22 protein-coding genes are annotated in these 24,729 nt (G+C 69.0%); 10 read left to right on the top strand and 12 right to left on the bottom strand.

From position 1 onward, the window contains the following. Positions 1–11: 11 nt before the first annotated feature. Positions 12–458, top strand: a complete 447-nt coding sequence (locus P6897_RS06725) for a DUF3093 domain-containing protein (RefSeq protein WP_337994943.1) — start codon at positions 12–14, stop codon at positions 456–458. Positions 459–522: 64 nt separating this feature from the next. On the opposite strand, the gene P6897_RS06720 is transcribed toward P6897_RS06725, so the two are convergent. After that, on the bottom strand, positions 523–816 hold the full coding sequence (locus P6897_RS06720) for a DUF4193 domain-containing protein (RefSeq protein ID WP_023951316.1): 294 nt from the start codon (positions 814–816) through the stop codon (positions 523–525). 228 nt (positions 817–1,044) lie between these two features. On the opposite strand from P6897_RS06720, the gene sepH reads away from it, so the two are divergent. Then, the gene (gene sepH / locus P6897_RS06715) at positions 1,045–2,091 is read left to right on the top strand and encodes a septation protein SepH (RefSeq protein WP_282502417.1); all 1,047 of its coding nucleotides are present in this window, start codon (positions 1,045–1,047) and stop codon (positions 2,089–2,091) included. A gap of 4 nt (positions 2,092–2,095) precedes the next feature. Here sepH and P6897_RS06710 read toward each other — a convergent pair whose 3' ends face one another. After that, positions 2,096–3,223 (bottom strand): nucleotide pyrophosphatase/phosphodiesterase family protein, encoded by a 1,128-nt coding sequence (locus tag P6897_RS06710; RefSeq protein WP_282502416.1) that lies wholly within the window; start codon positions 3,221–3,223, stop codon positions 2,096–2,098. 63 nt (positions 3,224–3,286) lie between these two features. On the opposite strand from P6897_RS06710, the gene P6897_RS06705 reads away from it, so the two are divergent. Continuing rightward, on the top strand, positions 3,287–5,746 hold the full coding sequence (locus tag P6897_RS06705) for a DNA topoisomerase IV subunit A (RefSeq protein WP_282502415.1): 2,460 nt from the start codon (positions 3,287–3,289) through the stop codon (positions 5,744–5,746). A gap of 110 nt (positions 5,747–5,856) precedes the next feature. On the opposite strand, the gene P6897_RS06700 is transcribed toward P6897_RS06705, so the two are convergent. Further along, positions 5,857–7,929, bottom strand: a complete 2,073-nt coding sequence (locus tag P6897_RS06700) for a DNA topoisomerase IV subunit B (RefSeq protein WP_282502565.1) — start codon at positions 7,927–7,929, stop codon at positions 5,857–5,859. A gap of 191 nt (positions 7,930–8,120) precedes the next feature. Between P6897_RS06700 and P6897_RS06695 the strand changes: the two genes are divergently transcribed. Beyond that, positions 8,121–8,339, top strand: a complete 219-nt coding sequence (locus P6897_RS06695) for a hypothetical protein (protein WP_112614164.1) — start codon at positions 8,121–8,123, stop codon at positions 8,337–8,339. A gap of 94 nt (positions 8,340–8,433) precedes the next feature. On the opposite strand, the gene P6897_RS06690 is transcribed toward P6897_RS06695, so the two are convergent. The 5 genes from P6897_RS06690 to P6897_RS06670 all read right to left on the bottom strand — a co-directional run bounded on the left by P6897_RS06690 (position 8,434) and on the right by P6897_RS06670 (position 13,690). Continuing rightward, positions 8,434–9,441: a sugar-transfer associated ATP-grasp domain-containing protein gene (locus tag P6897_RS06690; protein ID WP_269266540.1), complete on the bottom strand. Its 1,008-nt coding sequence runs from the start codon at positions 9,439–9,441 to the stop codon at positions 8,434–8,436. A 51-nt stretch (positions 9,442–9,492) separates the two neighbouring features. After that, the gene (locus P6897_RS06685; protein WP_240309657.1) at positions 9,493–10,506 is read right to left on the bottom strand and encodes a sugar-transfer associated ATP-grasp domain-containing protein; all 1,014 of its coding nucleotides are present in this window, start codon (positions 10,504–10,506) and stop codon (positions 9,493–9,495) included. 10 nt (positions 10,507–10,516) lie between these two features. Beyond that, positions 10,517–11,215, bottom strand: a complete 699-nt coding sequence (locus P6897_RS06680) for a coenzyme F420-0:L-glutamate ligase (RefSeq protein ID WP_114587847.1) — start codon at positions 11,213–11,215, stop codon at positions 10,517–10,519. Further along, entirely contained in the window at positions 11,212–12,534 is a 1,323-nt protein-coding gene (locus P6897_RS06675) for an RNA polymerase sigma factor (protein ID WP_282502414.1), read from the bottom strand. Before P6897_RS06675 ends, P6897_RS06680 begins: the two co-directional genes overlap by 4 nt. Positions 12,535–12,763: 229 nt before the next feature. Continuing rightward, the gene (locus P6897_RS06670) at positions 12,764–13,690 is read right to left on the bottom strand and encodes a PAC2 family protein (RefSeq protein WP_282502413.1); all 927 of its coding nucleotides are present in this window, start codon (positions 13,688–13,690) and stop codon (positions 12,764–12,766) included. 92 nt (positions 13,691–13,782) lie between these two features. Here P6897_RS06670 and P6897_RS06665 point away from each other — a divergent pair, with 92 nt between their 5' ends. The 3 genes from P6897_RS06665 to sucB all read left to right on the top strand — a co-directional run bounded on the left by P6897_RS06665 (position 13,783) and on the right by sucB (position 18,435). Continuing rightward, positions 13,783–15,249, top strand: coding sequence for a leucyl aminopeptidase (locus tag P6897_RS06665; protein WP_282502412.1), 1,467 nt, complete (start codon positions 13,783–13,785; stop codon positions 15,247–15,249). Then, complete coding sequence (gene lpdA, locus P6897_RS06660; RefSeq protein WP_282502411.1) at positions 15,246–16,616, top strand: dihydrolipoyl dehydrogenase; 1,371 nt, start codon at positions 15,246–15,248, stop codon at positions 16,614–16,616. Before P6897_RS06665 ends, lpdA begins: the two co-directional genes overlap by 4 nt. 64 nt (positions 16,617–16,680) lie before the next feature. After that, on the top strand, positions 16,681–18,435 hold the full coding sequence (gene sucB / locus P6897_RS06655; protein ID WP_282502410.1) for a 2-oxoglutarate dehydrogenase, E2 component, dihydrolipoamide succinyltransferase: 1,755 nt from the start codon (positions 16,681–16,683) through the stop codon (positions 18,433–18,435). Between the two features lie 17 nt (positions 18,436–18,452). Here the strand turns inward: sucB and P6897_RS06650 are convergent, their stop codons facing one another. Continuing rightward, positions 18,453–19,811 carry a hypothetical protein gene (locus P6897_RS06650; RefSeq protein WP_282502409.1) on the bottom strand — a complete coding sequence of 453 codons (1,359 nt, stop codon included), beginning with the start codon at positions 19,809–19,811 and terminating at the stop codon, positions 18,453–18,455. A gap of 120 nt (positions 19,812–19,931) precedes the next feature. Here P6897_RS06650 and P6897_RS06645 point away from each other — a divergent pair, with 120 nt between their 5' ends. Then, positions 19,932–20,642 (top strand): DUF4191 domain-containing protein, encoded by a 711-nt coding sequence (locus tag P6897_RS06645; protein ID WP_112614144.1) that lies wholly within the window; start codon positions 19,932–19,934, stop codon positions 20,640–20,642. Positions 20,643–20,669: 27 nt separating this feature from the next. Here P6897_RS06645 and P6897_RS06640 read toward each other — a convergent pair whose 3' ends face one another. Further along, the gene (locus P6897_RS06640; protein WP_240309658.1) at positions 20,670–21,104 is read right to left on the bottom strand and encodes an RDD family protein; all 435 of its coding nucleotides are present in this window, start codon (positions 21,102–21,104) and stop codon (positions 20,670–20,672) included. A gap of 134 nt (positions 21,105–21,238) precedes the next feature. Here P6897_RS06640 and glnA point away from each other — a divergent pair, with 134 nt between their 5' ends. Beyond that, complete coding sequence (gene glnA, locus P6897_RS06635; protein WP_274177679.1) at positions 21,239–22,663, top strand: type I glutamate--ammonia ligase; 1,425 nt, start codon at positions 21,239–21,241, stop codon at positions 22,661–22,663. 108 nt (positions 22,664–22,771) lie between these two features. Continuing rightward, a complete protein-coding gene (gene arr / locus P6897_RS06630) occupies positions 22,772–23,179 on the top strand; it encodes an NAD(+)--rifampin ADP-ribosyltransferase (protein WP_282502408.1) in 408 nt (135 codons plus the stop codon). A 6-nt stretch (positions 23,180–23,185) separates the two neighbouring features. Here the strand turns inward: arr and P6897_RS06625 are convergent, their stop codons facing one another. Further along, positions 23,186–23,842, bottom strand: coding sequence for an alpha/beta hydrolase (locus tag P6897_RS06625; RefSeq protein ID WP_282502407.1), 657 nt, complete (start codon positions 23,840–23,842; stop codon positions 23,186–23,188). Positions 23,843–23,853: 11 nt separating this feature from the next. Further along, entirely contained in the window at positions 23,854–24,651 is a 798-nt protein-coding gene (locus P6897_RS06620) for an alpha/beta fold hydrolase (RefSeq protein WP_274178022.1), read from the bottom strand. Positions 24,652–24,729 lie beyond the last annotated feature (78 nt).

Raw genomic sequence — 24,729 nt, 5'->3', positions numbered from 1 at the left:
ACCGCGAGCGCTTGAGCCCATCCCTGTGGGCTCTGGTGAGCGCCGCCGTCTGCGGGCCGATGGTCGCTCTCGTGCTCGCCCCGCTCGACTCGGTGGTCGGGCTCATCGCCGGCATCGCCGTGGGAGCCCTCGTCGTGGCAGGACTCATCGCCCTCTCACCGGTGATCGAAGTCACCGGCGAGCGGCTCCGAGTCGGGCGCGCGAGCATCGAGCTCACCTACCTCGGCGAGATCGAGACGTTCACCGGCGACGCCGCGCGGCAGGCACGCGGGCCCGGCCTGTCGTCGAGTTCCTGGCACCTTCTGCGTGGCGGCATCGACGGAGTCGTACGGATCGCGATCGAAGACGACGACGATCCGGTCACCCACTGGGTGTTCTCCTCGCGGACGCCCGCCCGCGTCGCCGCGGTGATCGAGAGCGCCCGCGCGACCGCCGCCCCGGCCGGCTCGGACGCGTAAACGCCGCCCGGTAAAAGACCGACCCCCGACGCCGGGGCGTCGAGGGTCAGCGAAGGTCGTGCGATCAGGCCGCGCACTCGGTGCAGATGGCGCCGACCTTGGTCTCGTGATCGATCTGGGTGCGGTGCTTCACGAGGAAGCACTCCATGCACGTGAACTCGTCCTCCTGCGGGGGCAGGACGACGACATCGAGTTCGAGGTCCGAGAGGTCGGCCCCGGGCAGCTCGAAGCCCGACGGGTTGTCGGCGTCCTCGTTGTCGATCGAGCCCGACGACTTGTCGGGCACGCGCTCCTTCAGGGCCTCGATCGACTCGCTGTCGTCCTCGGTCTTGCGGGGTGCGTCGTAATCCGTAGCCATGTCGAAAGGCCTCTACTTCCAGGTGTTGCCGGTTGCCGCGCCGAGTGGGGCGGCGATAGTTTGCATGACCGGCGCGATTTTCGCAAAACGTCGCGGAAGATCCTTCCGGGAACGGATGCGCACGACCGGTTCGCCCCCCGAAACCGGCGGCGCGCCCCGGATATTCCCGCGGTGCCCGGATGCCTGTGACACCATGACGGCACACGTATCGCTGGGAGGGTTCTGCGCATGGAACAGCTCAAGGTCATCGGGACCGAGGAGGGCATCCTCGTCCTCGCCACCGAGTCCGGGGAGCGCTTCGCGTTGCCGGTGAACGAGACGCTGCGCGCCCAGCTGCGCCGCGCCCGGCCGACGGACGAACCGCGGGCTCCTCGCCCCAGCCCCCGCGAGATCCAATCGCACATCCGCTCCGGGATGAGCGCCGCGGACGTCGCCACCCTCCTCGGAGTCCGGGCCGAGGACGTCGCGCGTTACGAGCGCCCGATCATCGCCGAACGCGAGCACATCGTCGGGCAAGCGCTCGCCGTGCCCGTCCTCATCGCAGGCGAGCTGGAGCCCGATGCGCAGCCGACCTTCGGAACGGCGGTTCGAACCAAGCTCAGCGAGGCAGGCGCGACCGGCGAGCGGTGGAGCAGCTGGCGCGAACCCGACGGCTGGATCGTGAAGGTCGAGTTCACGGTCGGCGAGGTGGAGCACGACGCACGGTGGTCGTTCGACCCGCGGCGCTCGTCGCTGGCACCGCTGAACTCGGATGCGACGCAGCTGTCGCGGCAGGGGTCGCTGCCGGAAGGTCTGATCCCCCGTCTCCGTGCCCTCGACACGCCACAGGCCAAGGACGAGTCCCGGTTCGACAGCGGCGCCTTCGGGCCGCGGCATCCCGCCGCCGCCGCCGCTGACGCTGACGCGGTCGCGTCGAACTCGCTGCGCAGCACGAACGCGAAGGACGCGGCGATCAAGCGAGCGCCCGAGCCGGTCGTGACCTCGTCGGAGACCGCCGATCTGCTCGAAGCGCTCCGGCGTCGCCGAGGCCAGCGTGAGCCGATGCCCGGCGAGGACCGCGGTGCCGACACGCGTGAACGCACTCCGGTCGCCCTCTTCGATGCCCTGGAGGCCGGTCAGCGCGAGCCAGCCGAGCCTGCGCCGTCCGAACCCGAGACGCCGAAGACCGAGCCCGCGAGCGAGGATTCCGCGCCCGAGACTCGCCGTCGCGGTGGCCGCACGTCGATGCCCTCGTGGGACGAGATCGTCTTCGGCGCTCGCAGCGAGGACGCCTGACCGCTCAGGCGAACGCGCCGAGACGGACGAGCGGAACGATCCGCTCCTGATCCGTCAGAGATCCGTGCTGGCCGACCATGCGCTGCGGTTTCTTGTCGGCGAGACGATCGTCGTAGTAGGCCACCGCTGAGCGCGCGGCGACCAGCACGTCGCCGATCCGCGGTACGACCTCGGGATGCACCGGTCCGAACAGCCCGGCGTCGATCGCCTCCTCGCGCGTCACGACCCAGGAGCGATCCGACTCCGCGTCGCGCCAGCGCGAAGCGACGCGTTCGGCCGCGCCGTCGGACGCATAGAGGTGCAGCATCCGCGGCTCGCCGCCGATGACTTCGACCTCGTCGAGGAGCGGGTCCCCCTCTCGGAGCAGCACATGCCGGTGCGCGGGAACGTCGATCATGCCGTGGTCGGCCGTCAGCACCGCGCCGATCCCGGGTGCCAGTTGACGGTCCCAGCGCCGCAGCTCGGCGTCGAGCGACTCCAGCTCGGCCGACCACCGGTCGCTCTCCCAGCCCTGCGCGTGCCCGATGACGTCGAGCTCGGGAATGTAGACGTAGACGAGGGACCCGTCATGAGTGCCCGCGAGGGCCTCAGCCATCGCGAGACGCTCGCCGATCCCCGAGGCCGCGACGAACTCGGCCCCGCGCACCGTAGCCGTCGTGAACCCCGTGCCGGCGTACTGCGCCCGGCTCACGACGAAACAGCGTCTTCCCCCGGCGACCTCGCGCTCGAAGACCGGCTGCGAGCGCTGCCACGAGAGCGGATCGAGCCCGTCTTGCTCCCACCCCGTCAGCTGATTGGGAGCGGATGCGGTGCCCGGCACGCGGACGCGATAGCCGACGATGCCGTGCTCACCCGGAAGCACGCCGGTGAAGAGGCTGCTCAGGGCGGCGGCGGTCGTCGCCGGGAACACCGTGCGAGCGGCATCCCGCTTGGCCATCCGCTCGGAGAGGAACCGGGCGTAAGCGGCCCGCTGAGCGAGGTTGCCGCGCCCCAGCCCGTCGGCGACGATGACGATCGCCGATCGCGCCGGAGCGAACCAGTCGGATCGACCCGAGACGGAGGCGACCAGCTGCGGCAGCACACCGGTGAGGCTCCGGGCCGCCGGCGGGTCGATCGGTAGGCTGGAGGGCATCGCGGACAGTCTCGCACACCCGGCATCCGCACTCCCATCCCCGATCGAGGTCCGTACAGCTCCATGGCCGCATCCCGCACCGCTTCACCCGTCCCCGACCAGCCGGAGCGCATCGAGGACGTCGACGTCTCGGCGGAGATGCAGGGTTCGTTCCTCGAGTACGCGTATTCGGTCATCTACTCCCGCGCGCTTCCCGACGCGCGTGACGGCCTCAAGCCCGTGCAGCGGCGCATCCTGTTCCAGATGGCCGACATGGGCCTCCGTCCTGACAAGGGGCACGTCAAGAGCGCCCGTGTCGTGGGCGAAGTCATGGGAAAGCTGCACCCGCACGGCGACTCCGCGATCTACGACGCGCTCGTCCGTCTCGCACAGGACTTCGCTCTGCGCGTGCCCCTGGTCGACGGACACGGCAACTTCGGCTCGCTCGACGACGGGCCTGCGGCAGCGCGGTACACCGAGGCCCGGCTGGCGCCCTCCGCGCTGGCCCTGACCGAGAACCTCGACGAGGACGTCGTCGACTTCGTCCCGAACTACGACGGACAGTTCCAGCAGCCGGCCGTCCTTCCCGCCGCGTACCCGAACCTGCTGGTCAACGGAACGACGGGCATCGCCGTCGGCATGGCGACGAACATGGCGCCGCACAACCTCATCGAGGTCGTGGCGGCAGCCGTGCACCTGCTCGAGAACCCCGACGCGACGCTCGACGAGCTCATGGAGTTCGTGCCGGGCCCCGACCTGCCCGGCGGCGGCGTGATCGTCGGACTCGACGGCATCAAGGATGCCTACACGAACGGGCGCGGCACCTTCCGCACCCGCGCGAAGGTGTCGGTCGAGTCGCTCGGGCCACGGCGCACCGGTCTCGTCGTGACCGAGCTGCCGTACATGGTCGGCCCCGAGCGGATCATCGAGAAGATCAAGGACGCCGTCAACGCCAAGAAGCTGACCGGTATCTCGGATGTCCAGGACTTCACCGACCGCAACCACGGGTTGCGCCTCGTCATCACGATCAAGACGGGCTTCGACCCGAACGCGGTGCTCGAGCAGCTCTACCGGCTGACCCCGCTCGAGGACTCGTTCGGCATCAACAACGTCGCGCTGGTGGAGGGACAGCCCCAGACGCTCGGACTCAAAGAGCTGCTGCGCGTCTACCTCGACCACCGCATCGAGGTCGTCACACGGCGCAGCCGGTACCGCTTGGCCAGGAAGCAGGAGCGCCTGCACCTCGTCGAGGGCCTGCTCATCGCGATCCTCGACATCGACGAGGTCATCCAGGTCATCCGCGCGTCCGATGACGGGGAGCAGGCGAGGACGCGACTGATCGACGTCTTCGATCTCTCGCAGCCGCAGGCCGAGTACATCCTCGAACTGCGTCTACGCCGCCTGACGAAGTTCTCCCGCATCGAGCTGGAGACCGAGCGCGACCAGTTGAAGGCCGAGATCGCGCACCTCGAGGAGCTCCTCGCGAGTGACGTGCTGCTCCGAGCCCAGGTGGCCCGCGAGCTCGAGGCGGCCGCCGAGACGTACGGCACGCCGCGTCGCACGCTGCTGCTCAACGGCGGACCCGTGACCGCACGCTCGGGCAAGAAGGCCGGCGTCGACCTGCAGATCGCCGACGCGCCCTGCCGCGTGTTCATGTCGGCGACCGGCCGCATGGTCCGCGCAGAGCTCGGCGAAGATCTGCTCAGCAGCGGCATCGTCCCGCCTGCGCGGCGGAGCAAGCACGACGCCATCCGATCGGCCGTCGACGCGACGGTCCGGGGCGACCTCGGCGCCGTCACCAGCACGGGGCGCCTCGTCCGCTTCTCGCCCGTCGATCTGCCCTCGGTTCCCGGCAACAGCGTTCAGCTCGCGGCAGGCTCGAAGGCCGACCAGTACCTCGGGCTCGGCCCGAACGAGCACGTCGTGGCCATCGTGCCGTTGACCGGCGAACCGCCGATCGCGCTCGGCACCGCTCAGGGCGTGGTCAAGCGTGTCGCGGCCACCGAGCTCGCGCCGGGGAAGCCCGACGCCGAGATCATCTCGCTCAAGCCCGGTGATCGCGTCGTCGGCGCCGCGCCCGCCCCCGACGGTACCGAGCTGGTCTTCGTCACCTCCGACGCCCAGCTGCTGCGCTTCGACGCGGCTGCGGTGCGGCCGCAGGGTCGAGCCGCCGGCGGCATGGCGGGCGTCCGCGTCGCAGACGGCGAGCGAGTCATCGCGTTCACCGCCGTGACCGCGTCCGAGAACACCGTAGTCGTCACGATCGCTGGGTCGACGCAGTCGCTCGCCGGTGCTGACGCCGGCAGCGGCAAGGTGTCGGCATTCTCCGAGTTCCCGGCGAAGGGCCGCGCGACCGGCGGCGTCCGTGCGCAGCGCTTCCTGCGCGGCGAAGACACGCTGACCCTGGCGTGGGTGGGCGACTCCCCCCGCGCGGTCGGTCCTGACGGTGCGACCCGCGCTCTGCCCGAGGCCGGAGCCAAGCGCGACGCGTCAGGCCAGCCTCTGGATGGCGTGATCGGTGCGGTCGGCACCGTCGTCGCCTGAGCCGCCGGCCGCCGAACCTCGGAGAATGACGTCGACCTCGGACCCCTGGCCGGGATGCCTCCGAGGCTCGCGTCGTCCTCCGAGTTTCGTGCGCGCCGCCGTGGCGTGGGTCAGGCGTCGATGGCCTCGCGCGAGAGGCGGTCGCTCGAGGTGACGATGAAGTCGCGGCGCGGCGCGACCTCGTTGCCCATGAGCAGCTCGAAGACGGCGTTGGCCGCATCGGCGTCCTCGACACGGACACGGCGGAGCGTACGGCCGGCGCGATCCATCGTGGTCGTCGCGAGCTGATCGGCATCCATCTCGCCGAGACCCTTGTAGCGCTGCACGGGCTCCTGCCATTTCCGCCCGGACTTGCGGAGCTTCGTGAGCAGCCCGTGTAGTTCGGCCTCGGAGTACGTGTAGATCGTCTCGTTCGGCTTCGACCCCGGGTTGACGACGACCACGCGGTGCAGCGGCGGAACCGCGGCGAACACGCGACCATCCTCGATGAGCGGTCGCATGTACCGGAAGAAGAGCGTGAGCAGCAGGGTACGGATGTGTGCGCCGTCGACGTCGGCGTCGCTCATCAGGATGACCTTGCCGTAGCGAGCCGCGCTCAGGTCGAACGAGCGTCCCGACCCCGCGCCGATCACCTGGATGATGGCGGCGCATTCGGCGTTGGAGAGCATGTCGCTGACCGACGCCTTCTGCACGTTGAGGATCTTCCCGCGAATGGGAAGCAGCGCCTGATACTCGCTGTTGCGGGCGTGCTTGGCGGTGCCGAGCGCCGAGTCACCCTCGACGATGAACAGCTCGGACTCGGCCACGTCGTTGCTGCGGCAGTCCGCGAGCTTCGCCGGCAGCGACGAGGACTCGAGAGCGGTCTTGCGCCGCTGCGTCTCCTTGTGGGTGCGCGCCGAGATGCGCGCCTTCATCTCGGAAACGACCTTCTCGAGCAGCTGCCCCGTCTGCGCTTTGTCGTCGCGTCTGGTGGATGAGAACAGCGCACCCAGTTCACGGTTGACGACGGATGCCACGATCTGCCGCACCGCCGGTGTTCCGAGGATCTCCTTGGTCTGGCCCTCGAACTGGGGCTCGGGCAGACGGACCGTCAGGACCGCGGTGAGCCCGGCCAGGATGTCGTCCTTCTCCAGCTTGTCGTTGCCGACCTTCAGGCGCCGAGCGTTCTGCTCGACCTGGCTGCGGATGATCTTCATCAGACCCTGCTCGAAGCCCTGCTGGTGGGTTCCGCCCTTCGGAGTCGCGATGATGTTCACGAACGACCGGGTGACGGTCTCGTAGCTCGTGCCCCACCGCAGCGCGATGTCGACCTCGCACGATCGCTCGACCTCGGTCGGGACCATCGCACCGTTGGCCTGGAGCACGGGCACGGTCTCGGTGAAGTTTCCCGAGCCCGTCAGCCGCCAGGTGTCGGTGATCGGGGCATCGGGAGCGAGGAACTCGGCGAACTCGGAGATGCCGCCGTCGAAGCGATAGCTCGTCTCGACCCGCTCCTCGCCGCGCTCGTCGACGATGACGATCTCGAGGCCCGGGACGAGGAAGGCGGTCTGCCGTGCCCGCTGCACGAGCTCTTCGAGATGGAAGGCGGCATCCTTCGTGAAGATCTGACGGTCGGCCCAGTAGCGGATGCGGGTACCGGTCGTACCCCGGGGCGCCTTGCCGACCACACGCAGCTCGGACGAGCGCTCGAACGGGGTGAACTCCGAGTCGGGCGTATCGCCCGCGAAGAGCCCCGGCTCGCCGCGATGGAACGACATCGCGTAGGTCTTGCCCGCGCGGTCGACCTCGACGTCGAGGCGCTCCGACAGGGCGTTGACGACCGATGCGCCGACACCGTGGAGACCGCCCGACGCCGCGTACGAGCCGCCACCGAACTTGCCGCCGGCATGCAGCTTGGTGAAGACGACCTCGACACCGGTCAGGCCGGTGCGGGGCTCGACGTCGACGGGGATGCCGCGGGCGCGGTCACGCACCTCGACGCTGCCGTCGGCATGGAGCACGATGTCGATGCGCGAGCCGTATCCGCCCAGGGCCTCGTCGACGGAGTTGTCGATGATCTCCCAGAGGCAGTGCATGAGGCCGCGGGAGTCGGTCGAGCCGATGTACATGCCGGGGCGTTTGCGGACGGCCTCGAGCCCTTCGAGCACCTGGAGGTGGTGGGCGGAATACTCAGCAGTCACGATCTCCAAGCGTATCCGCGGGCGCCGACACGCTGGGGAGGACACACGAGGTCACGGCGGTCCCGGTCCGGTCTGTGCGCGGTGAGCGTACGCGCAGAGCGAAATGCACGTCAAATGGGGCATACCCCCGGCTGGTCGTGGTTGTATCGAAGGCACTCAGTTGCACGACCCGATCGACCGAGGAGGCACCCATCATGACCACGAACACTTCCGAGAGCACCGCCGTCCTCGAACACCGCCTGACTGCGGCAGATCGCTGTGACTCGTGCGGCGCACAGGCTTACATCGCCGCCGAGGTGAACGGCAGCGAGCTCCTCTTCTGCGCGCACCACGGCCGCAAGTACGAAGAGAAGCTCCGCGCCGTCGCCACCAGCTGGCACGACGAGACCTCGCGCCTCGTCGCAGCCGGCTGAGGACGGCCTCACGACGAAAGCCCCGAGCATCGCGCTCGGGGCTTTCGCGTACCGGGAACCTACCGGGAACCGCGGCCCAGTTCCGGTCGTCAGGTCAGAACCCGACGGCCGCCTGGTACACGGGAAGCAGGCCGGTGCGCACGCCCGAGGCCGACGGCTTGGGCTGGAACACGCTCGAGTTGTGATTGCCCTCGATGACGACCGGACCGTTCGGCGTGATCGCCAGGTCCCACCCGACATAGGGCGCCTCCGGCGTCCGGCGAGCCAGCTGTTCGGTCAGCGCGAGCACCTGGTCGAACAACGGAACGGTGAAGCCGACGATCGGGGTGCCGGTCACGGGGTGCTCGCGGTAGACGTTCGAGTTCTTGTCCACGCCCGGGTAGAGCGCGACGCCGTGCTCGTCGAGCATCGTGAACATCCCGCCCGAGGCGAAGTTGTCGATGACGTCGCCGTTGCCGATCCGCAGCACACCGGCGAGGAGGCGCACATCGCCCTCCGGGGTGAGGAACGTGATCATCCGTACCGTGTTGACGCTGTCGGGGTAGAGCGAGGCCATCTCGGGATGCTGCACGATGAACTCGTCGACGATCGACTGCCCGGCGGCGGTGGCCTCGGCGCGGAAGGCCGCAGCATCCGTCACGTTCTCGTGCAGGGTGATCCCGCCGCCGCCGTGTCCGTCGAGCGGCTTCGCCAGAACCTTCGGGTGGCGGCCGAGGAAAGCACCGAGTTCCGCGTCGTCGACATCGCGCAGGTCGAGCGTCTCGCGGCCGAGCAGGTCGGCGTACTCGCGAGCGAACCGGCGCTTGTCCTCCAGCTTCGCGCGCCCCTCGGGCGTGTTGTGCATGCGGGTGATCCGGAACGACTTCGGGTGCGTCATCCAGGTGGCGCGCTCGCGCGCGTTCAGCAGACGGATGTCCCAGACCGCGTAATCGCGGAATCCCATGTCGTACTTGACCGAGCACCAGAGCATGTCGGCGATGATCAGCGGCAGCGGTGCCTTCGACACCTTCTGCACCTGGCGCCCGAACTCGACGAGGTTGCCGACCCGGACGTTGCGGGCACGGTCGAGGAGGTAGCCCAGCCGTACGCGTGATCGACCCATTGCTCGTTCTCTCCGTGTTTCTCGGTGTTCCGGTGGCGGATCCAGCGGACCTCAGAAGCGCATGGCGGCGCGGTAGCGCGGCAGCAGCCCGCGCCGGATGCCCGACACCGACGGCTTCGACTGGAACACACCCGTGTTGTGATTGCCCTCGATGACGACGGGCCGCTCGGGCGTGATCGCGATGTCCCAGCCGATGTACGGCATCTCGGGAACCCGTCGGGCGAGCCGATCGACGAGCTCGAGCACCTGCGGGTAGAGCGGAACCTGGTAGCCCGTGATCGGAACTCCGGTGATCGGGTGCGTCTCGAACGGGCGGCCTTCTTCATCGCTCGCGGCGTGGAGGGCGCGGCCCTCGTCGTCGAGCATCGTGTACATGCCACCGTTGGAGAAGTTGTCGATCACTCCCCCATTGCCCACCTTCAGCACCGAGGCGAGGACGTGAACCACATCGTCGGGGTCTCGATAGGTCACCACGCGGAGAGAGTTGACGCTGCCGGGATAGAGCCGCGCCATCTCCGGATGCTGCACCAGGACCTCTTCGACGAGCGTCTCCCCCGACGCCAGAAGCTCCTCGCGAAGCGCGGCGACGTCATCGATCGAGGCGACCTCGCGCATCGTGATGCCGTTGCCGCCGACTCCCCCGGGGTTCTTGGTGATGACGCGGTCGCGACCGTCGAGGAAAGCGGCGAGGGCCGCCGCGTCGGAGGTGGTGACATCGAGCCACGCCCGTCCGAGCTCGTCACCGAACCGCTGGGCGAACTGGAGCTTGTCGTCGAAGACGCCGCGCACCGAGTTGTCGTTGAGACGCCGCGACAGGTGGAACGACTTCGGGTCGGTCATGTATGTCCGGCGCTCACGCGCCTTCAGGATCCGGAAATCCCACTCCGAATAGTTCTCGAAGGTCGTCTCGTAGCGAACGGCGCACCACGCCATGTCGGCGGCGACCCACCACACCGGCGCCTTCGAGAGCGCAGCGGACTGGCGGGCGAACTGGAGCACCCGCTCGCGGTCGAACGATGAGACGCGACGGACGAAGAAACGCGCACGCCGGTAGAGCCGGTTCACCGCTCCCACGTCAGACCTCGCGGATGACGCCGAGCGGCGTCGACTCGTGGCCCTGACCGAGCGGGTTGTCGCGGAGGATCCGCACGAGCCGCTGCTCTCCGGCCTTGTCGAGCGTCGAGCCGAGGATGTTGCCGCCGATGTCGTTGATGTCGACCACCGCGACCTCGGCGACGCCGCCGAGCTGCGACTTGATCCGCGCGGCGACACCCTTCGGGTCGGTAGGCCCGAGGACGACCGCCTTGTTGTAGGGCGGGATGGTTCCGGACGTGGGCCCGTCGATGGCGCGCGCCTTGTCTCCGGCCACGCGGTAGAAGTCGCCGCGGCGGCCGAAGACCTTCGTGACGGCGCTGACGGCGGCGGCGAAGAGGATGCGCGGCGTGCCGCACTCGCGGAGTGCCATCTCCATCGTCTCGGGCATGCCGAGGCCGATGCCGTACGGGGTGCGCGTGACGTACTTCGACAGGAATCGGGCGAGCGGGCGCACCTCGATTTCGTCGAGCGTGTAGGAACGACCCTGCGTGATCGCCACGATCTTCTCGGTGACGAAGAGCAGGTCTCCCGGCTGGACGGTGGACGTGGCGTATTCCGAGATGACGGCCTCGAGATCGTCGCCCGGCATCACCACGCGGGTGCGGATCGGGATCCGCGCGTAGGACGTGCCGTCGACGACGACCTCGAGAGCCTTGCCCTCGTTGGCGGCGCCGGTCACTCGAGGTAGTCCCGCAGCGACTGCGAACGCGACGGGTGGCGCAGCTTCGCCATCGTCTTCGACTCGATCTGACGGATGCGCTCGCGAGTCACGCCGAACGTGTCGCCGATCTGGTCGAGCGTCTTCGGCTGGCCGTCGCCGAGGCCGAAGCGCATGCGGATGACGCCGGCCTCGCGCTCGCTGAGCGAGTCGAGGAGCGACTCGAGCTGACGCTGCAGCATGGTGAAGCCGACCGCGTCGGCCGGGACGACCGCCTCGGTGTCCTCGATGAGGTCACCGAACTCGCTGTCGCCGTCTTCACCGAGGGGTGTGTGCAGCGAGATCGGCTCACGACCGTACTTCTGCACCTCGATGACCTTCTCGGGGGTCATGTCGAGTTCACGGCTCAGCTCTTCGGGCGTGGGCTCGCGTCCGAGGTCCTGCAGCATCTGACGCTGCACGCGGGCGAGCTTGTTGATGACCTCGACCATGTGCACCGGGATGCGGATCGTACGGGCCTGGTCTGCCATGGCGCGCGTGATCGCCTGACGGATCCACCACGTCGCATAGGTCGAGAACTTGAAGCCCTTCGTGTAGTCGAACTTCTCGACGGCACGGATGAGACCGAGGTTGCCCTCCTGGATGAGGTCGAGGAACTGCATCCCGCGGCCGGTGTAGCGCTTGGCGAGCGAGACGACCAGACGCAGGTTAGCGCCCAGAAGATGGCTCTTGGCGCGCTGACCGTCACGTGCGACCCACTGCAGGTCGAGACCGAGCTGGTTCGACTTCTCGGCCGCCGACATGTGGGAGAGCTTCTCTTCGGCGAAGAGTCCGGCTTCGATGCGCATCGCGAGCTCGACCTCTTCGGCCGCGTTCAGCAGCGGGACCTTGCCGATCTGCTTGAGGTAGTCCTTGACCGGGTCCGCCGTCGCGCCGGTGATCTGCGTCGAGTAGACGGGGACGTCCTCCTCGTCGCTCGACGAGATGACGATGGCACCGGTCGGCAGCGCCTCGGTGACGACGGGCTTCTTCGACTCGTCGTCGTCCTCGTCGTCGTCGGCCTTGGTTGCATCGCCCGCGGGGGCGGCGTCGTCGGTCACGTCGTCGGTGTCGACCTCGACGTCGTCCTCGACGTCCTCGTCGTCCATCTCTTCGTCGTCGGCCTTGGCCTTCGCCTTGGAAGCCTTCGCGGGGGCGGCCTTCTTCGCGGCGGTCTTCTTCGCAGGCGCCTTCTTCGCGGCGCTCTTGGGCGCAGCCTTCGCTGCGGTAGCGGGCGCGTCCTCGACGAGTTCGGTGTCCTCGCTCGCGCGGGTGCGGGTGGTCTTCGTGCCTGACGTCACGGTTAGCCTCTCACCGGTGCGAACGCACCGGGTTCTCGGACACTAGTAAGACCCTTGTCAAGTCCCCCGCCACTCGAACGACGAGGAGCACAGGATCGACAACGGGTCAGGTCCTTCATTGTCTCATATCTCGTGCGCTGTTCCTGCGCAAGCATTCATTCCTATGAGAACGCCGACGGCCTACCGGGCATTCCCACCATCGGAGATGACCAGGGCCGGAGGGGCAAGCTCAGGAGCGACCGCGCTTGTCGTCGTCCCCTGGCGGGCGCGAAGCGAGGAATCGTTCGAGCTCGGCAGCGAGCTCATCCGCACTCGGAAGATCACCCGTATGGATGATGGGCTGTCCGAGCGCCGACCCCGCCATGTACGAGTCGTAGCGTTCCTCGAGCGTGTGCAGCATGGTCGTCAGCTCTTCGCTGCCGGAAACCTGATCAGCGACCTTCTCGAGGTAGTCGCGGTTCTCGTTGCGCAACGTGTCGCTGTCGAAGACGAGCCCGGTCGCGACGCTCAGGCTGTCGAGGCCGGCGATGGCCGCAGCCGGGTACTCGGTCTCACCGAGGTAATGGGGCACGAGCAGGGCGAAGCCCGCGACGCGCGCGTCGGCCTCGGCGAGACGGAGCTCGAGCAGATGGCCCGCCGTGGCGGGGATCTGCGTTCGGGGCTGCCAGACGGAGTGGGCCGCCGTGAGTTCGGAGCGGGTACCGCTGACCGTCGCACCGATGGGTCGCGTGTGCGGCACGGGCATGGGAATCGCGTGCACCCACGTGATCGAGGCGACCTGCATCCCCTCGGCCAGTCCCACGACGGTTTCGGCGAACGCCTCCCACGCGAAGTCGGGCTCGTAGCCGGCGAGCAGCACGAACGGCTGGCCGAGCGAGTCGTGCGCGAGAGAGAGCTCCAACCGCGGCGTGCGGTAGTCGGTGAGGTGATCCTCGTCGAAGGTGACGATCGGCCGTCGTGCGCGGTAGTCGAACAGGACGTCGTTGTCGAACGCGACGACCGTCGTGGGGTCGAGCTCGCCACGGAAGTACTCGACGATGCGCGAGACCGCACCGCCGGCATCCGTGAACCCGGTCAGCGCGATGACGAGCGGCAGCCCCGCGGGAACGGGCGGAGACCCGGCGGCACGTGCGTAGAGCGGTCCGGACAGCGGCATGGTTCAACTCTACGAGGCCCATCACACCCCCGAGGCGGCTCACCCCCTCGCTGTCAGCGAACGCCCGCGGCGCGCGAACCTAGGATGGGAGGATGCCGTTCCCCGAGATCGCGCACAGCAGCGCGCCCGTCACCGAATCCGACGCCGACGCTCTCGTCCTCGTTCTGCCACCGCTCGATGAGCAGGCCGACGTCGCCGACTGGCCGGGCATCACCGAGATGCTGACCGCCGTCGGGTTCACCGGCGCGCGAGGATCGGTCCATCGCGTCTTCCTGCCGGCCGTGTCGTCGACCCCCGTGGTCGTCGTCGGATCGGGAACCGATCCCGACGCCGCCGCGCTGCGCGACGCCGTCGGCACGGCAGTTCGCGTCACGACAGGTTTCGCCTCGCTCGCCGTGGCCGCGCCGCTCGCGGCGGCGGATGCGTGGGGCGCTCTCGCGGAGGGTGCCGCCATCGGCGGGTACCGCTTCGCCGGGTACAAGGGCGGCACGCCGAAATCGCGCGCGGAACGGGTCACGATCCACTCGTCGGCTGAGCCGTCCGCCGAGGACGTCGCGGCCGTCAACGCTCTGGGTCGGGCGCTCGCGCTGGTGAAGGACCTGGTCAGCACGCCCGCCGAGTGGCTGTCGCCCGCAGACCTCGCGGAGCGCGCGATCGAGGCCGTCGCGGGGCTCCCCGTCGAGGTCGAAGTCCTCGACGAGAGCGAGCTCGAACGTCAGGGCTTCGGTGGGGTGCTCGGCGTCGGGCAGGGCTCCGACCGCCCGCCCCGCGTCGTTCGCATCGACTACTCCCCCGCGGACGCCGCACGTCACGTGGCACTGGTGGGCAAGGGCATCACCTTCGACACGGGAGGCCTCTCGCTCAAGCCCCCGGCGAGCATGGTCGGCATGAAGTACGACATGGCCGGTGCCGCGACGGTGCTGGCGGTCGTCCAGGCGGCCGCGGCGCTCGCCCTTCCGGTGCGCGTCTCGGCATGGCTCTGCGTCGCCGACAACATGCCCTCGGGGCGCGCGACGCGCCCGGGCGACGTGCTCCGCATGCTCGACGGCACGACCGTCGAGGTTCTGAACACCGACGCCGAGGGGCGCCTCGTCCTCGCCGACGGCATCGTCGCTGCCAGCCGAACGCGGCCGGACGCGATCGTCGACGTCGCGACTCTGACCGGGGCGATCATCGTCGCCCTCGGCAACCGGCACACCGGTGTCATGGGAGACGAGGCCGCCGTCGCCGACTATCTGGCGGCGGCCGAGCGGGCGGGCGAGGACGCATGGCACCTGCCGCTCCCCGCTCACATGGAGGACGAGCTCGACTCGCCGATCGCCGACATGCAGAACGCGAAGATCGGCGACCCCTCGGGCGGCTCCCTCTTCGCGGGCCTCTTCCTCCAGCGCTTCGTCGGGCGTACGGGTGACGATGACGACGCTCCTCGGATCCCCTGGATCCACCTCGACATCGCCGGGTCGGGTACGACGAAGGCCGCCTTCGGCGGCACCGACAAGGGCCCGACCGCGGCGACCGTCCGCTCGCTCGTCGAGTACCTCCGGGGTTCGCAGCGATGACCGATCACAGCGTCGATCTCGTGATCCTCGGCGGTGGCAGCGGCGGTTACGCGACCGCGCTGCGCGCCGCGGAACTCGGCTCATCAGTCATGCTCATCGAGAAGGACAAGCTCGGCGGAACGTGCCTGCACCGCGGCTGCATCCCCACCAAGGCGCTCCTGCACTCCGCAGAGGTCGCCGACAGCATCCGCGGCTCGGAGCACGTCGGCGTGCGCGCCACGCTCGAGGGAATCGACATCGCTGGTGTCCACGCATATCGCGAGGGCATCGTGGCCAAGAAGCACAAAGGCCTCGAAGGCCTGATCGCGGCACGGAAGATCACCGTCGTGCACGGCGAGGGCAGACTCGAGGCGGACGGCGGCGTGACCGTCGGCGACGACCGTTACCGCGGCACGGATGTCGTGCTGGCCACCGGCTCGTACAGCCGATCGCTGCCCGGACTCGAGCTCGACGATCGGATCATCACGAGCGAGGGCGCCCTGGCACTCGGCACGGTGCCGCGGCATGCCATCATCCTCGGCGGCGGCGTCATCGGAGTCGAGTTCGCCAGCATCTGGCGATCCTTCGGCGCCGAGGTGACGATCATCGAGGCTCTCGACCGGCTGCTGCCCGCTGAGGATGCCGCCATGAGCAAGGCCATCGAGCGCGCGTTCCGCAAGCGCGGGATCAGCGCTCGCACCGGAGTGCGCTTCGCCGGCGCCGAGAGCCGAGCGGACGGCGTCCGGGTGTCGCTCGAAGACGGCACCGAGCTCGAGGCCGACGTCCTGCTGGTCGCCGTCGGCCGCGGCCCCGCGACGGCCGGTCTCGGTCTCGAAGAGGCCGGAGTCGAGCTCGATCGCGGCTTCGTCCGCGTCGACGAGCGGCTGCGCACGACGCGCGACCGGGTGTGGGCCGTCGGCGACATCGTCCCGGGCCTGCAGCTCGCTCACCGCAGCTTCCAGCAGGGCATCTTCGTGGCCGAGGAGATCGCGGGCCTGCGCCCGACCGTCGTCCCCGACAGCCTCGTGCCGCGCGTCACTTACAGCAGCCCGGAGGTCGCATCCGTCGGGCTGACGGAGGAGCAGGCCCGTGCCGAGCACGGTGACGCGATCGTGGTGCGCGAGTACAACCTCGCCGGAAACGGCAAGAGCGAGATCCTCGGGACGGCGGGCCTGGTCAAGGTCGTTCGACGACTCGATGGCCCCGTCGTCGGGGTGCACCTCGCCGGCGATCGCGTCGGGGAGCTCATCACCGAGGGCCAGCTCGCGGTGGGCTGGGAAGCCCATCCCGAGGACATCGCACCTTTCATCCACGCCCATCCGACGCAGAGCGAAGCTCTCGGAGAAGCATTCCTGGCGCTGGCGGGCAAACCGCTGCACGCGCTCTGACCGGTCGACCGATGCAGATCAGTAAGCTAGAAGGACATCGGCATTTCTTGAAGGAGACAGATTCATGAGCACTTCCGTGGTCCTCCCCGCGCTCGGAGAGAGCGTCACCGAGGGAACGGTGACCCGCTGGCTCAAGAAGGTCGGTGACACCATCCAGGAAGACGAGGGTCTTCTCGAGATCTCCACCGACAAGGTGGACACCGAGATTCCGTCGCCCGTGAGCGGCGTCATCGAAGAGATCCTCGTGCAGGAGGACGAGACCGTCGAGGTCGGCGCCGTTCTGGCGAAGATCGGTGACGGTTCGGGCGTGCCCGCAAGCGACGCACCGTCCGAGCAGGCTCCGGCTGAGGAGGCTCCCGCTCCCGCGGAGGAGGCTCCTGCCGCCGAGGCACCCGCCGCACCCCAGCAGGCCGCTCCCGCTCCGGCAGCTTCCGGCGACGCGAAGGATGTCGTGCTCCCCGAGCTCGGCGAGAGCGTGACCGAGGGCACCGTCACCCGTTGGCTCAAGCAGATCGGCGACGACGTCGCGGTCGACGAGCCGCTTCTCGAGATCTCCACCGACAAGGTCGACACCGAGATCCCCGCGCCTTTCGCCGGCACGCTCGTCGAGATCCTCGTCCAGGAGGACGAGACCGTCGAGGTCGGCGCGGCACTCGCGCGCATCGGCTCGGGTGCTCCCGCCCCGGCCGCGGAAGCGCCCGCCGCCCCCGAGCCCGCCGCAGCGCCCGAGCCCGCAGCTGAGAAGCCCGCCGCGCCGGCCGAGGCCCCCGCGCAGGAATCGGCGCCCGCTCCGGCTCAGCAGGCCGCTCCCGCTCAGCAGGCCGCTCCCGCTCCGCAGGCCGCTCCCGCTCCGCAGGCTGCTCCGGCGGCTCCGGCCGCTGAAGCAGCGTCCGCCTCCGACAACGACGGCGTCACCTACGTCACGCCGCTCGTGCGTCGCCTCGCCCAGCAGCAGGGCGTCGATCTGTCGTCGATCAAGGGCAGCGGCGTCGGCGGTCGCATCCGCAAGGAAGACGTCCTCAAGGCCGCGGAAGCAGCATCGGCCCAGCCCGCCGCCGCATCCGCGGAGGCTCCCGCCTCCCCCGCGCAGGTCGAGGTCTCGGAGCTGCGCGGAACGCGCGCGCCGATGTCGCGCTTGCGCAAGGTGCTCGCCAAGCGCGCCGTCGAGTCGATGCAGCAGACCGCTCAGCTGACGACCGTCGTCGAGGTGGACGTCACCAAGCTGTCCGCGTTCCGCGACAAGGTGAAGGTCGACTTCAACGAGAAGACCGGCGCGAAGCTGTCGTTCCTGCCTTTCTTCGCCCTCGCTGCAGCCGAGGCGCTGCAGACCTTCCCGATCGTCAACTCGACGGTCGACGGCGAAGAGATCGTCTACCCCGCCACCGAGAACATCTCGATCGCGGTCGACACCGAGCGCGGGTTGCTCACGCCCGTGCTGCGCGACGCAGGCTCGAAGAACCTGGCCCAGATCGCTCAGGACATCGCAGACCTCGCCGCACGCACGCGTGACAACAAGCTGAAGCCCGATGAGCTCGCAGGCGGAACGTTCACCATCACCAACACCGGATCGCGCGGCGCGCTCTTCGACACCCCGGTGGTGTTCCTGCCGCAGTCGGCGATCCTCGGCACCGGCATCGTCTACAAGCGCCCCGGCGTCGTGACTGTGGACGGCAAGGACGCGATCTCGGTGCGCTCGTACGTATACCTCGCGCTCTCGTACGACCACCGCACCATCGACGGCGCCGACGCAGCTCGATTCCTGAGCGCGATGAAGGCACGCCTCGAGGGCGCCCAGTTCGAGGGGAACCTCGGCTACTGACCAGCTGAGCACCCACCTCACGGCTGGTCCGCGACGTCATACACGTCGCGGACCAGCCGTTTGTCGTCACGCCGAACCAGCACGACGACTTGCGCAGGCAGCGTCCCGGATGGGTCGTCGACGCGAACCACCTCGACTCCGCCCAGATCATCCAGGAGGGCCACCTCTCGGGGGCCGGCGGACGTCGCGACGCCTTCCGGGAGCGCCGCATCCGGACGCTCCAGGATCGCCGCACGGCATTGCTCATCCTCCTCCCGCCAGCATCGCGCGAGTTCGTCGATGGCGCTCCCGACCGGGTCGGCCTCCTCGTCGCCTTCGGGCGCGCCGGAGACCGGCGCAGGAGCCTCCTCGGCGGCGGGGACCGGCGCGGCCGACGTCTCCTGTGCTGCGTCATGCCTCGGCGTCGGGCGCATGATCGAGTCTTCGGGCACGTCTCGGGCCGAGGCGGATCCGTTGTCGCTCTCGCCACCCTCCGGCCACAGCAGACCCACCACGAGCGTCGTGGCGACCGCAGCGAGCGCGACCATCGGGACGCGTCGCCGCCCGGTCGCGGTTCCCCCGCTCTTGTCGTCGGCCTCGGCGCCATGGCCTCGCCGCCGGGCCGGGAGCCGGTCGGACACGCGTCGGACTGCGGCGCGCACCGAGCTGAGAACATCGGTCAGGCGCTCGACGACCTCGCCATCGACGAGCCCGGCGGCAGCATCCCGTGCCAGCGGAGCCAGGCCCGGCCGGGCGCCGGGATGGCCAGCGGCGTCGTGCTCGCGAACGTTGCGCGCGGACGGAGATGACGCCGACACCGACACCGCGAACGGCTCCGGGGTCGCCATCGCGAAGAGGTCGTCCTCGAGGCCGGGCACCGTGAAAGGCAGCGTGACCCGGTCGCTCAGCGCCTCGTCGAGTCGGTCACGGATCCGCCGGGGCAGCACGGCGTCCGCGATCCGGTCGAGCACCAGCCGCGACGAGAGTTCCCATGCGCGGTCTCCGCTCGGCACGAGCACAGGTCGTCCCTGGGTCGTCGACCACCACTCCCCCTCATGACAGTCCGATTCCGCCGCTTCGGCCGCCCCTCGGAGGACGCTGACCGCAAGTGTCACCGCCTGGCCGGGCGTGAGGTCGAACGGCTGCTCACCACCGCACAGGCGTGTGTCGAGCAGCGGCAGAATCGCCACGGTCGTCCCCGCGATCCGGTCCACGTCCTCGACGGCGAGCAGGTGACCGTCCGGCCGCGCCGCCCACGCCGGACGCGGCACGTCCGCCGCAGAGACTCGGTACACCGCGCCGTCGGACGTCGCCAGGATCTCCCCGGCGAAAGGCACCTCCGGAGGCGCGACGCGGCGTAACGGAGTGGTGACGTCGAGATTGCCCGTTCGGATCATGGCCCCAGTCTCGCGATGGCGCCCGGCGCGCCTGCGACCTTCCGGTGCCGATGTGCACAGTGATCGCGCGACGGTGCCTGTGCAGGCGGAACGGGGCGGCCGAAAAGGTAGGCTGTGAGCATGTCGTCCCGCAGCACCGCACCCGAGAAGCGCCCCGGATTCTTCTCCCAGCTCCGCTCCCTCTTCACCTTCACGAAGGAGTACTACAGCTGGTTGCCGTGGCTGCTCATCGGCATCGTGGTCGTCGGCATCGGTCTCGGCGTCCTCGTGGGCTTCCTCATCCCGCCGGGAGCGATCTGGAGCATCATCCTGTGGGGCGTCACGGGTCTGCTCTTCGGCATCCTCGGCGCCATGATCACCATGACGCGACTGGCGACCCGGGCGATGTACAAGCGCATCGACGGGATGCCGGGAGCGACGGGGCACATCATCTCGACCAACCTCGGCCGAAAGTGGCAGGCTTCGGAGATGCCCGTCGGCGTGAACCCGAAGACTCAGGAAGCGGTCTACCGGGCCGTCGGCCGTGGCGGTGTCGTCATCATCGGCGAGGGTGCCCGCGGACGTCTGACGCGACTGATCAACGACGAGCGCAGCAAGGTCAAGCGCGTGGCCTCGGGTGTGCCGATCCACGTGCTGTACGTCGGCCACGGCGAGGACGAGGTCCCCATCGCCAAGCTCGCCCCCACCATCAAGGCGCTGCCGAAGGCGATCGACCGCACGACGATGGCAGCCGTCATCAAGCGCATCGAGTCCGTCTCGCAGTCGGTCACCTCGCTGCCGATCCCGAAGGGCGTCGACCCGATGAAGGCCCGCGCCCAGCGACCCCGCTGAGTTCCACCCGGCCCGAGGCTGGCGGGATCAGGCCCGGACGAGGATCGTGCCGGCCGCCTTGTCGTGGAGGCCCCGCTGGTCGGGATCGAACACGACGGCGGGGATGACGAGGACGAGGAGCAGCGTCCGGATGATCGGACGCCAGAGGCCCGTCCAGCCGCCGTGCAGGAGCTCGAGGCGCAGGCCCACGATGCGGTGACCCGGGCTGCCCCCGATGAGCGGGATGAAGATGACCTGGAGCGCGGCGAAGACGGTGATCGGCGCGAACTGCGTCACTCCCGCCTCGCCCGGAAGGGCGAACTGGTTGAAACCGAGGAACGCGGTCGCGAGCAGCGTGGCCGCGGCGTAGTCGATCACCAGCGCCGCGAGCCGCCGTCCCAGGCGGCCGACGCTGCCGGGGCCGTACTCGGGACGCCCCAACCGCTCGCCGGGATAGGTGTTCTCGCGCAGGGGTTCGGGCACTCCACCAGCCTAAACGGGGGCCGGCCGCGTAACATCCCGGAAACATCCGAGATACTGCCGGGCAACTGGATGCCGATAGGTTCGAAGAGGTCTGGATGACTCCAGGCTGTTCCTCACCCGATCTTGGAGACTCCATGTTCAAAGATTCTTCCGAGGTGCTCAAGTTCATCCAGGACGAGGACGTCAAGTTCCTCGACATCCGTTTCACGGACCTCCCTGGCGTGCAGCAGCACTTCAACATCCCGGCCTCGACCGTCGACGAGGAGTTCTTCACGGTCGGTCAGCTGTTCGACGGCTCGTCCATTCGCGGCTTCGCGAACATCCACGAGTCGGACATGCAGCTGATCCCGGACGTCTCGACGGCCTACGTCGACCCGTTCCGTGAGGCGAAGACGCTGATCATGATCTTCGACATCTACAACCCGCGCAACGGCGAGATCTACGCGAAGGACCCGCGCCAGGTCGCGAAGAAGGCCGAGAAGTACCTCGCTTCGACCGGTATCGCCGACACCGCGTTCTTCGCCCCCGAGGCGGAGTTCTACATCTTCGACGACGTCCGCTACGAAGTGAAGCAGAACTCGAGCTTCTACTCCGTCGACTCCGAAGAGGGCGCCTGGAACACCGGCCGCGTCGAAGAGGGCGGCAACCTCGCCAACAAGACCGCGTACAAGGGCGGCTACTTCCCCGTCTCGCCCGTCGACAAGACCGCCGACCTGCGCGACGACATCTCCCTCAAGCTCATCGAGTCGGGCCTCGTGCTCGAGCGCGCCCACCACGAGGTCGGCACCGGTGGACAGCAGGAGATCAACTACCGCTTCGACACCATGGTGCACTCGGCGGACGACATCCTGAAGTTCAAGTACATCGTCAAGAACACCGCCGAGATGTGGGGCAAGGTCGCGACCTTCATGCCCAAGCCCCTCTTCGGCGACAACGGCTCGGGCATGCACACCCACCAGTCGCTGTGGCTGAACGGCGAGCCCCTCTTCTACGACGAGAAGGGCTACGGCGGGCTCTCCGACATCGCACGCTGGTACATCGGCGGCCTGCTCAAGCACGCTGCCGCGGTGCTCGCGTTCACCAACCCGACGCTCAACTCGTACAAGCGTCTCGTCAAGGGCTACGAGGCTCCGGTCAACCTGGTCTACTCGGCCGGCAACCGTTCGGCGGCCATCCGCATCCCGATCACGGGCACCAACCCCAAGGCCAAGCGCATCGAGTTCCGCGCCCCCGACGCGTCGGGCAACCCGTACCTCGCCTTCGCCGCTCAGATGATGGCCGGCCTCGACGGCATCAAGAACCGCATCGAGCCGCACGAGCCGGTCGACAAGGACCTCTACGAGCTGCCGCCCGAGGAGGCCAAGAACATCCCGCAGGTTCCGAACTCGCTGCTCGACTCCCTCGAGGCGCTGCGCAACGACCACGAGTTCCTGCTGGCCGGCGGCGTCTTCACGCCCGAGCTGATCGAGACCTGGATCGAGTACAAGATCGAGAACGAGATCCAGCCGATCAACGCGCGTCCTCACCCCTACGAGTACGAGCTGTACTTCGGCGTCTGACGCCTCGGCTGCGACGAGCCCCGTCGCCCGCTCTGCACGAGTCGGGCGGCGGGGCGCCGTCATTTTCTGGAGCTTGCACAGCGGCGACAGCGAAGCGATCCTGATCGGGTGAATCTCACCGACATCCCCGGACCGTTCTTCCACGGTACGAAGGCGTCGCTGCGCGTCGGCGACCTGCTCACCCCGGGCTTCCCATCGAACTACCGCCCGGAGATCACGATGAACCACGTGTACTTCACAGCGCTGAAGGACGGCGCCGGTCTCGCGGCCGAGATCGCCCCAGTCCCGGGTGAGCCGCATGTCTACGTCGTCGAGCCCACCGGCGAGTTCGAGGACGACCCGAACGTCACCGACAAGAAGTTCCCCGGCAACCCCACGCGGTCGTACCGCTCTGCAGCTCCCCTGCGCGTCGTCGCCGAAGTCACCGATTGGACGCGGCTTTCGGCCGAGGCGCTGCAGACGTGGCGGGAACGCATCGATCGGATGGCGGCCGAACGCGCCGAGATCATCAACTGACGAGCCTCACTCGGCCAGCCGCACGACCTCGGCGATGACCCGCGGGTGCGCGAGGATGCGGAAATGTCCTCCGGTCTCGAGCCGGACGTTACGCGCGCCGTCGAGCTCGCTTCCACCGGGGATGTGCGGGTCGAACTCGCCGTAGACCGACACGATGTGCGGGTTGGGTGCTACTTCGCGCGCCAGCGCCAGAATCCCGGGCGCACTCGGCGAGAACGCGCGCAGCGTCGGTACGATCATGAGCCGGCCGTAGGCAGATCCGGCGAACGGACTCGCGACGGAGACCATCCCCCGGACGCGACCGCCGACGGCGGGGTCCGCCATGACCTGCTTGCCGACGAGGCCGCCCTTGCTGTGCGCGACGATCACGACGTCGTCGACATCGTGCTGCTGCAGGTACTCCGCGACGTAGCGCGCGGCACGCGGCACCGGCCAGCGGTTCCGCCCCAACGCGGCGATCACATGAACCGGATGCCCGCGGTCGTGCAGCTCGGTGATCAGGGGCTGCAGGAAGCGCCACGTCTCGTAGACGCCGGGCAGCACCACGATGGGCGTGCCATCCCCCGACCCGAAGTCGCCGGGATCCGTCCGCGAGAAGAAGGCGCGAGCCTGCCAGACGACGGCGTAGGCGTAGTCCGCGATCCACCACGCGGCATTCCTCACGGGGCGGAAGATCACGGGCCCTCTCCCGGGTCCCTCGACGCGGCCATCGCGAGGATGCCGCGGGCGACAGGTTCCGCCGCGGTGCGCTCGACGTGGTGGCCCTTACCCGGTACGACGAGGACGCTGCCTCGTGCCGTTCGGGCGGCGAGGCGCTCGACCCACGCGTCCCCCGCGATCGGGTCGCGGCCGCCGCGTACGAGAAGCGTCGGCACATTCAGCTGCGCCACGCGCTCCTCGATGGGATAGGCGAGCATGTGCCGGACCTGCGCGAAGAACCAGCGGGGGCCGGTTCGGAAGTAGTCGAGCGTGACGCGGGCGTTCACCCGGGGCGGCTCGAGCAGTCCATCGCGGGACAGTGCCAGGGCCTGCGCGCCGAGCGTGCGGTGGTGATCATCGACGACCGGGCCGATCAGGGCGAGCCCACTCACCAGATCCGGATGCCGCGACGCCGTCTCCACCGCCCACTGCACCCCCATCGAGTGCCCGACGAGCACAACGGGTCCCGCGAGCACGCGACCCAGCACCTCCGCCAGCGCATCCGACATGGCGGCGACCGGCACATTCCGACGCGGCGCCGGCAGGCCCGCGAAGCCGGGCAGATCGACGCTGTGCACCGATGCGCTCCGCGCGAGCAGCGGGTGCAGCCGGAGGAACGAGCGGTGCGACATCCCCACCCCGTGGAGAAGCACGATGTTCGGAGGCGACGCTTCGGTGGCGGAGCTCCAGACGCGGAACGCGAGCCCGTCGACGGAGATCCGCCGGGGCGACCATCCGACACGCTCCGGGCGAGGCAGCGTCGAGGTCGTCATCACCTCGTCAGGCTATGAGAGCCGGGAACCGAGTGCAGGCGGCTTGACTTCGTGTCAACCACCGTGACCGGATGCCGA

Source organism: Microbacterium sp. BDGP8 (assembly GCF_029991045.1).
In the GTDB taxonomy this organism is placed as follows: Bacteria; Actinomycetota; Actinomycetes; order Actinomycetales; family Microbacteriaceae; genus Microbacterium; species Microbacterium plantarum.
Note: the sequence above shows the minus strand (reverse complement) of the source record. Positions and strands in the feature narration are given on the sequence as shown.